9 protein-coding genes are annotated in these 14,877 nt (G+C 62.1%); 3 read left to right on the top strand and 6 right to left on the bottom strand.

The genetic code is table 11. From position 1 onward, the window contains the following. Positions 1–130: 130 nt before the first annotated feature. The 3 genes from treB to FJU30_RS08765 all read left to right on the top strand — a co-directional run bounded on the left by treB (position 131) and on the right by FJU30_RS08765 (position 4,738). The gene (gene treB / locus FJU30_RS08775) at positions 131–1,546 is read left to right on the top strand and encodes a PTS trehalose transporter subunit IIBC (RefSeq protein WP_150434573.1); all 1,416 of its coding nucleotides are present in this window, start codon (positions 131–133) and stop codon (positions 1,544–1,546) included. Positions 1,547–1,615: 69 nt separating this feature from the next. Next, the gene (treC, locus tag FJU30_RS08770) at positions 1,616–3,280 is read left to right on the top strand and encodes an alpha,alpha-phosphotrehalase (protein ID WP_150434572.1); all 1,665 of its coding nucleotides are present in this window, start codon (positions 1,616–1,618) and stop codon (positions 3,278–3,280) included. 621 nt (positions 3,281–3,901) lie between these two features. Next, positions 3,902–4,738, top strand: coding sequence for a siderophore-interacting protein (locus FJU30_RS08765; RefSeq protein ID WP_150434571.1), 837 nt, complete (start codon positions 3,902–3,904; stop codon positions 4,736–4,738). 67 nt (positions 4,739–4,805) lie between these two features. On the opposite strand, the gene dhbA is transcribed toward FJU30_RS08765, so the two are convergent. The 6 genes from dhbA to FJU30_RS08735 all read right to left on the bottom strand — a co-directional run bounded on the left by dhbA (position 4,806) and on the right by FJU30_RS08735 (position 14,689). Further along, positions 4,806–5,564 carry a 2,3-dihydro-2,3-dihydroxybenzoate dehydrogenase gene (dhbA, locus tag FJU30_RS08760; RefSeq protein ID WP_150434570.1) on the bottom strand — a complete coding sequence of 253 codons (759 nt, stop codon included), beginning with the start codon at positions 5,562–5,564 and terminating at the stop codon, positions 4,806–4,808. After that, positions 5,561–6,442 (bottom strand): isochorismatase family protein, encoded by an 882-nt coding sequence (locus tag FJU30_RS08755; protein ID WP_150434569.1) that lies wholly within the window; start codon positions 6,440–6,442, stop codon positions 5,561–5,563. Before FJU30_RS08755 ends, dhbA begins: the two co-directional genes overlap by 4 nt. After that, a complete protein-coding gene (locus tag FJU30_RS08750) occupies positions 6,429–8,075 on the bottom strand; it encodes a (2,3-dihydroxybenzoyl)adenylate synthase (protein WP_150434568.1) in 1,647 nt (548 codons plus the stop codon). Before FJU30_RS08750 ends, FJU30_RS08755 begins: the two co-directional genes overlap by 14 nt. Continuing rightward, on the bottom strand, positions 8,072–9,253 hold the full coding sequence (locus FJU30_RS08745; RefSeq protein WP_223881535.1) for an isochorismate synthase: 1,182 nt from the start codon (positions 9,251–9,253) through the stop codon (positions 8,072–8,074). The genes FJU30_RS08750 and FJU30_RS08745 overlap by 4 nt, the downstream gene beginning before the upstream one ends. A 158-nt stretch (positions 9,254–9,411) precedes the next feature. Next, positions 9,412–12,420, bottom strand: a complete 3,009-nt coding sequence (locus tag FJU30_RS08740; RefSeq protein ID WP_150434567.1) for a condensation domain-containing protein — start codon at positions 12,418–12,420, stop codon at positions 9,412–9,414. 115 nt (positions 12,421–12,535) lie between these two features. Further along, positions 12,536–14,689, bottom strand: a complete 2,154-nt coding sequence (locus tag FJU30_RS08735) for a TonB-dependent receptor (protein WP_150434566.1) — start codon at positions 14,687–14,689, stop codon at positions 12,536–12,538. Between the last annotated feature and the right edge of the window lie 188 nt (positions 14,690–14,877).

The following is a 14,877-nucleotide window of genomic DNA, read 5'->3' as shown; positions in this document are numbered from 1 at the left end:
GACCGGCGGGTTGCTTTTGTGATCTTGTCCGCAAACTGGGAACGTTCCCACTTGATAAATGACGCCGGACCGCTAAGCTCTGGGCATCAGTTCCGTTGCCTCTCCAGGTATTAATTTAAGGTGTCCCATAATGAGTAAAGTCAAACAGCAGGATATCGACCGTCTGCTCGTTCTGGTCGGCGGCCGCGAAAACATTGCGACCGTCAGCCACTGTATTACCCGGCTGCGTTTCGTCCTGAACGATCCAGCCAAAGCCAACCCCAAAGAGATTGAAACCCTGCCGATGGTCAAGGGCTGCTTCACCAACGCCGGTCAGTTCCAGGTGGTGATCGGCACCAACGTCGACGATTACTATCAGGCGCTACTGGTCAACGCCGGCCTCAGCGACGCCAATAAAGAGCAGGCCAAAGCGGCGGCGCGGCAGAATATGACCTGGAGCGAGCGCGCCATTTCGCACTTTGCGGAAATCTTCTTCCCGCTGCTGCCGGCGTTGATCAGCGGCGGTCTGATTCTCGGGTTCCGCAACGTCATCGGCGATATTCCGATGTCCGGCGGCCAGACGCTGGCGCAGATGCATCCGGCATGGCAAAGCATCTATGACTTTCTGTGGCTGCCCGGCGAGGCGATTTTCATGTTTTTGCCGGTGGCCATCTGCTGGTCGACGGTGAAAAAAATGGGCGGCACGCCGGTACTCGGTCTGGTGCTCGGCGTCACGCTGGTGTCGCCGCAGCTGATGAATGCCTATCAAATCGGCGTACAGACGCCGGAAGTATGGAATTTCGGCTGGTTCAGTATTGAAAAAGTCGGCTACCAGGCGCAGGTTATCCCGTCCATGCTGGCCGGCGTCGCGCTCGGCTGGATTGAAACCCGGCTGAAAAAATGGGTGCCGGATTACCTGTATCTGGTCGTCGTGCCGGTCATTTCGCTGTTGCTGGCGGTGTTCCTGGCGCACGCGCTGATCGGTCCGTTCGGCCGCATGATCGGCGACGGCGTGGCCTGGGCGGTGAAAGCGGTAATGACCGGCAGCCTGGCGCCGATTGGCGCCGCGCTGTTCGGCTTCCTGTACGCGCCGCTGGTGATTACCGGCGTACATCAGACCTCGCTGGCCATCGATATGCAGATGATCCAGAGCATGGGCGGCACGCCGGTATGGCCGCTGATCGCCATTTCCAACATCGCCCAGGCGTCGGCGGTGCTCGGCATCATCATCATTAGCCGCAAGGCCAACGAACGCGACATATCGGTGCCGGCGGCCCTTTCCGCCTATCTCGGCGTAACCGAACCGGCGATGTACGGGATCAACATGAAATACCGCTTCCCGATGCTGTGCGCCATGATCGGCTCAGCGGTCGCCAGCCTGATCTGCGGACTGAACGGCGTGATGGCGAACGGTATCGGCGTCGGCGGCCTGCCGGGCATCCTGTCGATCCAACCCAAATTCTGGCCGATCTTCTCGCTGGCCATGCTGGTGGCGATCGTCATTCCGCTGCTGCTGACCATCATGGTCTACAAACGTAAAGCCCGCCGCGGCGAACTGCCGGTATAACTACAGGCCCCGGGGCTCGCAGCCGCTAAGGTTCGCGGGCCCAGGCAACATGTCAAAAGGTAATCAGCAATGCATAACCCCATTCCCTGGTGGCAAAACGGCGTCATCTATCAGATCTACCCAAAAAGTTTTCAGGACAGCACCGGCAACGGCTATGGCGATCTGGCCGGCGTAATACAGCGCCTGGACTATCTGCAGCAGTTGGGCGTCGACGCCCTCTGGCTAACGCCGATCTATCTGTCGCCGCAGGTGGATAACGGCTACGACGTGGCGGACTACTGCGCCATCGATCCGGCCTATGGCAGCATGGCGGACTTCGAACGGCTGGTAGCGGCCGCGCACCGGCGCGGCATGCGCATTGTGATGGATATGGTGTTCAACCATACCTCGACCGGGCACCCCTGGTTCAAAGCGGCGCAGGATCGCGCCAGCCCCTGGCGCGCGTTCTATATCTGGCGCGACGGGGAAGACGACGCCCCGCCCAATAACTGGCGCTCTAAGTTCGGCGGTCCGGCGTGGCAATGGCACGAAGAAAGCGGCCAGTATTACCTGCACCTGTTCGCGGCCGAACAGGCCGATCTGAACTGGGAGCACCCGCCGGTACGCGAAGAGCTGAAAAAGGTCTGCCGTTTCTGGGCGGACAAAGGCGTGGACGGCCTGCGCCTTGACGTCATTAATCTGGTGTCCAAACGGCAGGACTTCCCCGACGATACGCAGGGCGACGGCCGTCGTTTCTATACCGACGGCCCGCGCATTCACGAGTTTATGCAGGAGATAAGTCGGGAAGTCTTCCAGCCGCGCGGACTGATGACCGTCGGCGAGATGTCCTCCACCACGCTGGAACACTGCCGGCAATATGCCGCCAGGAGCGGCGCGGAGCTGTCGATGACCTTCAATTTTCATCATCTGAAGGTGGACTATGCCGGCGGGAAGAAATGGACGCTGGCCGCACCGGACTATGTCGAGCTGAAGCAAATTTTCCGCCACTGGCAGCAGGGCATGCACGATCGCGCCTGGAATGCGTTGTTCTGGTGTAACCACGATCAGCCGCGCATCGTATCGCGCTTTGGCGATAACGGCGCGCTGCGCGTGCCCGCCGCCAAAATGCTGGCGATGGTGCTGCACGGCATGCAGGGCACGCCCTATATCTACCAGGGGGAAGAGCTGGGCATGACCAATCCGGGCTTTAGCCATATCGACCAATACCGCGATGTGGAAAGCCTGAACATGTACGCCGAACTGAGCGGGCAAGGTCGGGACGACGAGAGCCTGCTGGCGATCCTGGCCAGCAAATCGCGGGATAACAGCCGTACGCCGATGCAATGGAGCGCCGCGCCGCACGCCGGCTTTACCCAGGGAACGCCCTGGATTAGCTGCGCGCCGAATTACCGGGAAATCAACGCGCAAGCCGCGCTGGCCGATCCCGATTCGGTATTTCACGCCTATCGCCGGCTGATCGCCCTGCGCAAGCAGTATCCGCTGCTGACTCATGGCGACTATCAGGATCTGGCGCCGCAGCACCCGGCGCTATGGTGTTACCAGCGCAGCTGGAACGGCCAGCGCCTGCTGGTCGCCGCCAACCTCAGCCGCGAGTCGCTGCGCCTGCCGACGGAAGCCTTCGCATCCGAAGGACGCTGGATCCTGCTGATGGGCAACTACCCGGATGCGCCGGCGCAGCCGCGCGACGTCACGCTGCGGCCGTTTGAAGCGTGCTGGTGGCTGCAGACGGCGTAATTTGCGCGCCGCGTCCCGCGGAACGAAAACCGTATCGGCGAGGCCCGGAACATGGCCGATGCGGTTGCGCCGTCTTCAGCGCCCGGTGCGGCGGCGATTAGGCTTACGCGCGCCCTTCCCGATCTCGTCGCCGGGTCTGCCGCCCCACGCAACCGACCGGTATTGCGGACCGACGGCCGGCCGAACGGCGGACACAATCCTTACGGCCGGGCGCCGGGTCTGCCGGCTCGCGCAACCGACCGGCGTCGCGGACCGACGGCCGACCGAACCGCTGACACAATCCCTACTGCCAGGTTCCGGGTCTGCCGACTCGCGCAACCGACCGGTATTGCGGACCGACGGCCGGCCGAACGGCGGACACAATCCTTACGGCCGGCGCCGGGTCTGCACAACCAACGCCGACCGCCTCCGCCGCTTCGGCCGCTATCAGCCGCAAATTGCGTGCGAAACGCCAGCCCGCGGCGCGGCGGTAAAAAAATCGTGACTAAAATGTTAATTAATCAATTTAATGGGTAAAAACCAGGATGAACGCCTCAGATGATAATGATAACGATGAGCATTTACCTGAAGGGCTGATACACTGGCAGGACAAAAAACCACCGCTTCTCAGGGAGAAGACCGATGTCCACGCCAATCGAAACCGCCAAAACCACCTACCGCCCGGCCCCGCCGCGGCTGGTACAGGTTAAAGCGATCCGCGATATTACCCCCGGTCTGCGCCGCATCACATTCAGCGGCGAGAATCTGCATGACTACCCGCCCGACTGTGAAAGCTGGCACCTGAAAATTCTGTTGCCGCATGCGGGCCAGTTGAAGCCGGATTTACCCACCCTCACGCCTCAGGGGCCGCAATGGCGAGAAGGCGAGACGCCGCCGTTTATCAGAACCTACTCGGTACGCGCTTTCCGGCCGGCGCAGCGCGAACTGGATATTGAATTCGCCATTCATGACGGCGACGGCGGGCCGGCGCTGAGCTTCGCCCGACGGGCGCAGCCAGGCGACTGGATCGGCATCTCTAATCCCGGCGGTCCCGATCCCATGCTGCCGACGGCCAGTTACTATTTTATGGCCGGCGATCCGACGTCGCTGCCGGCGATTGCCGCGCTGCTCGAAAAAATGACGCCGGATGCGCAGGGCAAAGCGGTCATTCGCGTAGATAAAGAGTGCGATATCCAGCCGCTGAATAAACCGGCCGGCATAGAGATCGTCTGGCTATGCGGGGATATCTCGCTGACCGATCGGCTGACGGCTATTTTTACCTCATGGCCGTTGCCCGAAACCGATGCGACCTTCTGGATCGCCGGCGAAGACCAGATGATTAAAACATTGCGCCGCTATCTGCGTCGCGACAAAGCGGTCGATCGTCAGCGCGTCTACGCCATTCCTTACTGGCGCCGCGGCTACAACGAAGAGCGCTATCACGATTTGCGCCACGAGATCATGGACAGCCAGGACTAAACGGGCCGAAGATCGGGAGCGGGCCTGCGTGAACGCTCAGGCGCCGCCCCGACCGCCAGTCAGGCGCTCAAGCGCCCAGCGTCGCGCCGCCGTCGATCACCACATCCTGCAGGGTGATATGGCTGGCCATATCGGACGCCATAAACAGGATCGCGTCGGCGATATCGTCGACGGTGGCGAGTTTACCCAGCGGGATGCCCAGTCTGAACTGCGCGGGAGCGCCGTCGATAACCTGCCGCCGCGCGGCGGGAGAGCGCCACATCGATCGCAGCATTGGCGTATCGGTGGAGCCCGGCGAGATAAGATTACAGCGCACGCCGAACGGCGCCAGCTCCAGCCCCACGCTTAAACTGAGGCTGCGCAGCGCCGCTTTAGAGGCGCAGTACGCCGACATGCCGCTGCGCGGAACATGCGCGGCGTTGGAGGCGACGGTCACAATCGCGCCGCGCCGCTGGCGTCTGAATTGCGGAATAACGGCCTGAAACAGATTAAACGCGCCGCCGGCGTTCACCGCCAGGCAACGCTGCCAGTCGGCGAAAGGCAGCGACTCCGTCGCGCCCAGCCGCAGAATACCGGCCCCGATGACCAATACATCAAGTTCCGGACATCCGGCCAGCGTCTCGCGACAGCAATCGGCGACCGCCTGCGGATCGCTGACGTCCAGCTCTCGAACGCTGAACGGCACCTCCCCGGCGGGAAAAGCGATATCGAAACCAACCACCTGCGCGCCGGCCTGCTGAAAACGGCAGGCGGTCCGATAGCCGATCCCGCTGCCGGCGCCGCTGACCCAGACCTGACGGCCGCTGAAATCGAACCCGCGGCTCATGGCCGGCTCTCCGGCGGTTCGGCCAGAAGCTGACGCCAGCCGTTAAGCGTGGGATTTTTCATCAGGGAAATGAAGTCGACCTCATAGCCTTCGCCGCGCCAGTGGGTAATTAACGACATGATACGCACCGAATCCAGGCCGTATTCCAGCAGATTTTCGTCATCGCCGATTTCGCCGCAGTCGTCGTCAAGCAGCGGCAGCAACAGTTCGCGCAATCGGACGCTATCCCAGCCCGACCGGTCGGCGCTCAGCGCGTCCAGCAGGCAGCCGGTACTAACCACGCGACCGCAGCAACTGGCCGTATGACGCAGGGCCATCATATGCTGTTCATAGCTGAAATCGGCCATCGCGTCGGCCACCATGCAGGGTTTGATATCGCGCATAAACGCGTCCAGCGCGGTGGTCAGGCAGCCGATATGCGCATAAACCCCGCAGATCATCAGCTGATTGCGTCCGCCGTTTTTCAGCAACCGCTCCAGCTCCGAACGCTGAAACGCGCTATAACGCCATTTCGGCAACACGATATCCTGATTATCCGGCGTCAGCGCATCGACAATGGTTTGCAGTTCGGGGCGGTTCGTTAAACCTGCGCCCCACATATCGTTCAACAGTCCGCGTTCCTCATCGCTCTGATTTTCCGGCTGCGCGGTGTAAAACACCGGTATGCCCTGGCGGCGACAGGCTCGTTTCAGACGGGCGATATTGTCAATAACCCGCTGTACCAGCGGGCTGTCCCGCTCCCAAAAATTAAGAAAATAATTTTGCATATCGTGAATCAGCAGCGCGGCATGACCGGTCGCCACCGGCCAGTCGACCTTATTGACCGGCAACGCATCCCTGATCGGCAGGTCATAGCTCTTCAGTTTAGGAATGCTCATTCTTCTCTCCTGACAGTGATGAAGCCTGCACCCGTTGCAGAACATAGCGACGCAGACTCCGTTTATCGATTTTGCCGACCGGCGTGGTCGGTAAGGAAGGCAGGAATTCGAAACGATCCGGCAGCTTGTAATCGGCTATGCCCTGCTGGCGCAAATAGCGGCGCAGCGCCACGCTCTTCAGCGCTTCGCTGACCACCACAAAGGCGCAGCTTTTTTCACCCATCAGCGGATCGGGAATCGCCACCAGCGCCGCATGAATCACCGAGGGATGGCGTAACAGCAGATTTTCCACTTCTTCGGCGGCGATCTTTTCGCCTCCGCGGTTAATCTGATCTTTCTCCCGGCCCACCACCTGCAGATAGCCGTCGGGAGTAAGTTTCACCAGATCGCCCGAGCAATAGAAGCCCTGCGGATCGAAGGCCTGCTGATTATGCTGCGGGCTGCGGTAATAGCCGCGGAAGGTATAAGGACCGCGCGTCATCAGCCGTCCCGCCGCGCCGGCAGGCAAAGGCCGCCCCTGCTCATCCGCGATCCAAACTTCATCATCCGCGCTGACGGGCCGACCCTGAGTGGTAAACAGATGTTCATCGTCATCATCGAGACGCGTGTAGTTGACCAGCCCCTCCGCCATGCCGAATACCTGTTGCAGCCGGCAGCCCATGACGGCGGGAATGCGGCGCGCCAGACTTTCACTAAGCGGGGCGCCGCCGACCTGCAGCAGCGTCAGGCTGGCCAGCGCATCGCATACGCCGCCCACCGCGATCGCCTCCAGCCACAAACTGACCGCCGGCGGAACCAGCGCGACCACATTCGCCCGGTGGCGCGCGATCAGCGGGAAGCAGGCGGCGGCGCTGGTATCGGCAGCCATAATTACCTGGCCGCCGCCATAAAACGCGCCCAGCGCGCCGGGTGAACTCAACGGATAGTTATGCGCCGCCGGCAGCGCGCACAAATAGCGCGTTTGCTGGTCAAAACCGCAGATCGCCACGCTGGCGCGAATACTGTAGTAGTAATCATTGTGGGTCCGGGGAATCAGTTTAGGCGTGCCGGTGCTGCCGCCGGACAGCTGGAAAAAAGCCACCTCATCGGCCGGCGTCGGTGAAAAGAGCGGCTCCCCGCACGCTTCGGCCAATAGCGTCGCCAGATCGCGCGCGCTCCCGCCGTCGCCGCGCAGCACGATCTGGCGCAGTTGCGGTACATGCGCTTGCAGCTGCCCGATAAAATCGTCATCGCCAAATAGCGGATGGTCGCGATCGGCGATCAATAGCGACGGCTGAATCTGCTGCGCATAGGCCGTCAGTTCGCTGCGCTGATGGCTGAACAGCGCGTTGACCGGCGCCACGCCCAGCCGCAGCAGCGCGAAAAACGTCAGATAGAACTCGGCGACATTGCCCAGTTGCACCAGCGCCGTCTGGCCGCGCCGCGCGCCGCGCCGGCCGAGCGCCGCCGCCAGGCGTTCAACCTGTTGATGAAGCTGGCGATAACTGAACCGGCGTTCGCCGCAAATCAGGGCCATGCGGTCATTTTCCGCATGGCGGCTCAAAATGTCGCACAACGGGATATCCAGCCAGTAGCCTTTCTGGCGATAGCGCCGCGCCAGCTCGTCGGGCCAGCGATTGAACGCAATGATCATGCCGCACACTCCCCGCTCTGCAGGCCGAATGCGCGCAGCATAGTGCTGAACTTCACATCGGTCTCATTCCACTCGGCATCGGGCTGCGAATCCGCCACAATCCCCGCTCCCGCGAACAACCGCACCCGCGAGGCGCACACCTCGCCGCAGCGTATGGTGACCACCCATTCGCCATTACCGTTGGCGTCGCACCAACCGACAATCCCGCCGAACAGATGACGCTCGAACGGTTCCAGGCTGGCGATCAGATCTTTCGCCGCCTGAAAAGGCGTGCCGCACAGCGCCGGCGTTGGATGCAGCAAACAGGCGACGGAAAGCACATTGTCGCGCGGATCCCGCAGCTCGCCCTGAATTTCGGTGGCCAGATGCCACAGCACCGGGGTGGCGATCGCCGCAGGATGCGCCGCCACGCGCAGAGTGCGACAGCGCGCGGTCAATGCTCCGTGCATCGCGCATATGACCAGACGGTGTTCATGATTATCCTTGACTGAGTCAATCAACCGCTGACGCAGCTGATTATCCTGATGACGATCTTTCGCACGCGCGATAGACCCGGCCAGCGGCAGCGAACAAATGCTTTTCCCCTGTTTGCGCACCAGCAGTTCGGGGCTGGCGCCCACCAGCGCGCCGCCGGGCAGCGGAATATGGAAGTTGTAACAGGTCGGGTTCTGCGCGTTGAGCCGGCGCAGGATACGCAGCGGGTTCAGCGGACGCTCGGTTTCGATCTCCAGCAGGCGCGCCAGCACCACTTTCTCCAGCCGGTGACTGCGCATGGCGTCAATGGCCAGGGCGACCATGCGGCAGAAGCTATCCCGCCCCGGCTGCTGATGCATCCGCCGGACCGGGCAATCGGCGTCCGGGGAAATGTCAGTCAGCTGCTCGCGGCGGAACCAATGGCAGCGCTGCGGAATAAACAGCGCCGCCGGCTGATGTTGATCGAAGGGAATCGCGCCGACCAGCAGCGGCTGAGCGATACCGTCCGTCTTCGCCTGTCGAAATAGCCGCCCGATATGGCGCTGGATCGGGCTGTCGGGATCGGCGGCCCCCGCCAGCGGCTCCGCGATCGTCGCATAGCGGCCGCGGGCCAACAGGCCTTTTTCGTCCGACATAAACAGACAGTCGTCGGGCGAGAGGTGGCTGAGAGCCTGCTGAGAAGCATCGGTAGATAAATAAGACACGGTGACTCCTTCTGTTGCTGTGGCGCGATGACGGGCGGGCAGCGTATTGCACGGCTGCGTCCCGCCCGGCCGCTGCCTGAAGGCGGCCGTCAGGCCAGGTATGTTTCGTGACGTTCAATAGCGCCGCCCGGAGCGGCAATTAAGCCGCGCCGGACCGCTCAGGATGCGCGTTCGCCGCCGCGCGCCGGCGGCGACAAAAGTGACGTCAGCGACTGGCGCCCCGCCAGCGGCTCAGCCAGTCGATCAAAGGTGGCGCTTAGGGTACTGACGATCAATGCAACCCGTTCGGCGTCATAATGATCCGCACGGTAACTCATCAGTACGCGTATCGCCGTCTCGCCGTCGATGACCTCCTCCATCACCTCGAATTGCAGGCCCAGCAGCGATTCGCTTTTGTCCGGATCGACCTGTCTGAACGCCACAGCGCGACCGTCGTCCAGGGTGAAGCGCCCATTCAGCTTGTTCTTCGCATGTAGCTGAATAAATATTTCGAACATATGGCCGCGCGCCGTCGCGCCGTCGTCCGCCAGCGCCGACTCGACCAAATCGATGGGGATATCGCTGTAGGGCATAGACTGGTTAATATTGTTCTTCACCTGTTCGATCAGCTCAGCCAGCGTTAGCGATTCGCCAAAGCGCAGGCGATGAGCGACTACGGTGGTGAAGTAGCCGATGGTGTCAAAGAAGCGAGCATCATGGCGTCCGGATGCCGAAGTGCCGATGACCATGTCATCCGGCGCGCCGAGACGGCGCAGCGCCGCCGCGATACCGGCATACGCCACATTGAACAGTGAAGCGCCGTGCTCACGCGCCAGCCGATACAGCCCCCCGGCGACCTGGCTCTCAAGCTTCAGCTCTGTCCAGCCGCCGGCGCAGGAAGAGGAGACCGGCGCCGCAGACGCCTCGGTTGCAAACAGCGGCGCGGCGCCGGGCGCCCCACGCAGCCGCCCGACCCAATAGTCGAGATGAGACTGATTAACGCCGGTCTTGTGTTGCCCGTCGGCGAACGCATGGAACGGCGCCGGCTGGCCGCGCCATTCGGGCGCGCGATTGGCCGCCCGACACGGATACGCGTGCGCCAGTTCGTCCATCAGCAGGTTAACCGACCATTCATCCAGTACGATATGATGAAACAACAGGGACAGGATTTGCTGACCGGATGCCCCGTCGCGGATAAATTTGATCCGCAGAGGCAGTTCCGTCGCCAGATCGAAACGGTAGCCCGCCTCCTGCGCCAGCACCTCGCGCCAGTCGGCCTCTTCGCTTTGGTTCGAGAACCAGAACCATGAATAGCGCGGCAGTTCGCTGAACGCCACGACCTGCTGGCGCACCTCGCTCCCGGCGGCGACAAAACGCGTTCGTAAGGCGCCATGACGCGCCAGCACATCCAGCAGCGCCTGGCGGAACGCCGCCTCGTCGACCGGGTCGAGAAAGCGCAGCGCGAACGGAATATTGAAAATTTCGCTAAAACCAACGGCGGCCCAGGCCTGCCACAGCGATTTTTGCGCCAGCGACAGCGGGACGCTTGCGGCGGCGTCCTCATCCGACCGGACGACGCGGTCCACGGCGATGGCGCCGGCGTGACGTTGAGCTCGTCCGGCCAATCCGCGAGCGGTGGGATGGCTAAACAGATCGTTCAAATGAATTTCAATATTGTGCAGACTGAGCAGCCGACCGATTACGCGCGTGGCGATCAGAGAATGACCGCCGTAGTCGAAAAAATCATCGTCGGCGGTCAGTTGCGGATACGACAGCGCCTCGCGCAGTTCGTCGAGAATCCGTCTGACGATCGTCTCCCCATCCTCCGCCGGCGCCTCGCGCTGCGCGGCGTCGTCCGTCCGACCGGGCGCCGGCGCGGTTTTCGGCGCATTGGCGACGACCTGCGCCGCCGCGGTCCGTCCGTCAAGCCAGGCGACGAATTGTTCGAGCAGAAAGCCGCCGATATGCGGCGAAACCTGCGGCCCGACGATCAGCTCCAGCGCCAGCCCGTCCGGCGTGCTGACGCCGACGGCCAGCGTCAGATCGACGATGCAGTGAGCGGGCGGCAGCGGTATTCGGGTCGCAGCCACGCCCTCCAGCAGCAAAGCGGCCGACGGATCGAGCAGGCGTATCACCGCGGCATGGCAGCCCGCCTCCGCCTGTTGCTCTGCCGAGATTTCCCGACCCGGCGCCGGATGGGCTTGCCGCGCCACGATGTCGCCCGGCGCCTCGCCGCAATGGCGAACCGTCATCCGCCGCGGCGGCGAGGACTGTCCCGCTTCCGCCGGCGCGCGCTCGTCCCCGACGCCGGGCAGACCGATCGTCACCGCGTCACCGCCGCCCAGCATCGACAAATAAACGCCGAACAACGACGCAAACGCCGTCAGATCGGCTTGCGCATCATCTCTGTCCGCCGGTATCAAAAGCGCCAGACGCCCGGCATTGAGCACGGTGCCGTAGCGACGCGCCGTTGCGCCGACGGCGGCGGAATTCTGCTGCGCGTTGACGAAGTCGACAACTTCCGGCGCGTCGCAGCGGTACAGGCCGGGCAGCGCTACCCGGCGGCCCCCGTCGGCCAGACCGGTCATCTCGACGATGCCGTCGCCGGCGGCGCACGGTCCGAACGCCGGCAGCGGGCTGTCGTTATAAATAGCCGTCAGCGCGGACAGTATCTGCCGCCACGACAGCTGATTGTCCAGAATCGCGTGCGTGATGACGCCCAGCACAACGCCGTGCGGCGCGCCGATAAACAACAGGAAACGCACCGGCGGCTCAAGATGCAGCGCGAACGGCGTGTTCTGCCGCTGCCGCAGCGACGCGATCGCCTGCCCCTCGTTCTGCACGATTTGCATATCAACCGGTTGTATCAACGGGTCGACAGCGAATTTCCGCAGCTCGCCCTGCGTATCGAAGCGATAGCGGACATTAAGCCCCGGTACCGTTTTCAGCACCGCCTCCAGCGCGCTGACCAGCCGGCCGGGGTTGATCTGCGCGCCCAAACGCCAGGCCAGCGCGCACTGCTCGGGCGGGTACGACTCCTGCTGATGACGCAGCCATGCCTGCTCCTCGCCGGCGGACAGCGGCTGGCCGGGACCGGCCGCCTGCGCATCGTCGTCGCTGTCGGCCAGCGCGGCGTTGAAACGCCGCGTTTCTTCTTCAGTCAGAAGACTGCCAAAATTTTCTGTCACCGATCTGATCTCCTGAGCCTCCGGACGGCGCCGGAAAATCTGCGGGTTCGCCAGCCGATGCGGGATAGCGATCGGCGAGGCGAAATAACCGGACGAGCGATTGCGTTAAAACGCGCTAGAACGTCAGTTCGATTGAGGCACCGATCATTCTGGGGCGTCTGATTTCAGAGAGATAGTCGACATTTTGCGAAGCACCGTAGTAGGTCATCACCCGCTTATCGGAATCGAACAGGTTCTGAGCGAACAGTGTGGCTCGCCCATGGGCGAAGGTGTAGGCCAGCTGGAGGTTGGTTATCCAGTAAGCGCCGATCCGACCGCGCGGATCCTTGTCATACGCGGAATAGTAGGCGTCCGAATACTGCACGTTGCCGCTTAGCTCGAGACCGGGCGTGATCAGATAGCTGGCGCCCACATTGGCCGATACGGCTGGCGCGCGCGGCAGATCGGCCCCTTCGGCGCCGCTGGCGGCGGAAAAACGTTTAATCTTCGCCTTCAGCAAGCCGGCCGAGCCGAACATCGCCAGATCCCGCGTCGGCTGCCAGCGCGCGCCAAATTCCGCGCCGTAGGTTTCCACCTTTTCGGCATTATGGATCACGCTGGAGCTGCCTTCGGTAATCGGCAACTGCATATCTTTGTAATCGTTGTAAAAAATATTAGTCGTCAGTTCGACCCGCGTATCCTTCAGCCGATGGCGGCTATAGAGTTCATAGTTCCAGACATATTCGGAGTCGTAGGTATAGCTGATGAACGGCTGGACGAATGTCATGCCGGCGCCGCCCGCATTATAGCCGCGCGCGATTTTGGCCCCCAGGGTCTGGCCGTCGAGCGGTTTCCAGGCAAGATCGACTTTAGGCAGGAAAACGTTGTAGGTTTCGTCGAAATTGATGTTCACCGCCCCGCTGCCCCCCGTGCGCTTTCGCTGTTCGCGCTCGACGCGACCGGCGAAGGTCACATCCACCTGCGGATGAAGCGCCCAGCTCAGTTCGGCGAAGGCGGAGGCCGTTTCGGTCTTGTCGTCAAAGGTATTGACGCCGCCGTAGTAGGCATTGAAGTTGACGAATTCATCCTGAGTGCCGCGGAAGTAACGCAGCCCGGCCAGCCCGCGCCACGTGTCGCCGTCGGCGCCGAAGCGCATCAGCGGCTCGATCTGCAGTTCCCGGCCGTCAATGTCGGCGGACTGGAGCCCGGTCGGCGTCAGGCGATGATTAGAGAAATTCGTATACAGCAGTTTATTTTCAAAATTGATTCCTTCGGAGGCCTCCCATTCCAGATCCCAGATACCGCTGGTGGATTTTGTCTTGAAAACCGGTCTGGTGCTTTCAAAACGCAGGCTGCTGGAGGCTTCGTTCTGCGGCGCCTGCGTATCATAGTGATTCAGGGAAAGCCGCGACGTCAGTTCAGGCAGCGCGGCAGGGTTGTACAGTAGCTTGGCGCGGCTCGTCGTCACCTCGATCTCGCGCGGGTCGCCTACCGGCGCATACGCGGTCAGATCGGCGTCGCTGCGCCGTCGCTGGCGATCGACGCTGAGGCGGAACGCCAGTTGATCCTCAACCACCGGACCGGAAATCATCGCCGCCGTCTGCGAAGAGTGATGATTGCCGATCGCGCCTTTCACCGCCTGCTCCCACTCAAAAGAGGGATCTTTTGAGGTTATTACTACCGCGCCGGCAATGGCGTTGCGGCCCTGGATATAGCTCTGCGGACCGCGGAAGATTTCAACCCGTTCCACATCCCACAGAGACTGCGGGCCGAAGGCCAGCTCGTTATAGGTGAGCGAGCGACCGTCGACCGACATGTTCATGCGGGGACGGGTGCCGTTGAGAAAAGCGTTGGCGCCCTGCGCCGGCCCGGAGCCGTCGATACCGCGAATCGTCGGCAGATCGTTGCCGATACCCACATCCACCACATTGGGAGTCTGTTTCAGCAGGTCCGACACCGAGCTGGCGTTCGGCACCGCGGCCATCCGGCGCTCATCGTAAACCTCCACGCTCGCGCTGGTATCGTAAATCGACCGCTCGGTTTTTTCCCCCCGCACCACGATGGTATCCATTGCCGGCAGCGAGTCGGACGGCGCGCTGACGCGCTTTTGACTGTTTTCGTCTCCCGACGACCCGGCGCTGAGCTCCTCTTCTGCGGCTCGGGCGTCGGACAGGGGCCAGACGACCGCCCCCAGCAGCAGCGTAGCGGCGGAACCGACAACGCGTAAACGCACAGATCCCCGGTTGCCAACCGATATTTTGTGCCGCTGAGTCGTGTGTAACGTACTCATCAATAACCCTCCTTAATAAGCAAATGTGCACAAAATCCGTTCTACTCACATAGAAAAAATAACTGTGGTTTTCACTTTGCAAACGGCATCCGTGCGCCAGCGGTACCGACGAGCCGCGCGTTATCCATGCCGGAGACAGGTCGTCAGGCCCGTCCTGGCGCCACCGCCTGGTTATTGTTTTGTCTTCA

The organism is Affinibrenneria salicis (genome assembly GCF_008710095.1).
The sequence above is the reverse complement of the archived record's forward strand: the minus strand, read 5'-3'. Positions and strand labels throughout refer to the sequence as shown.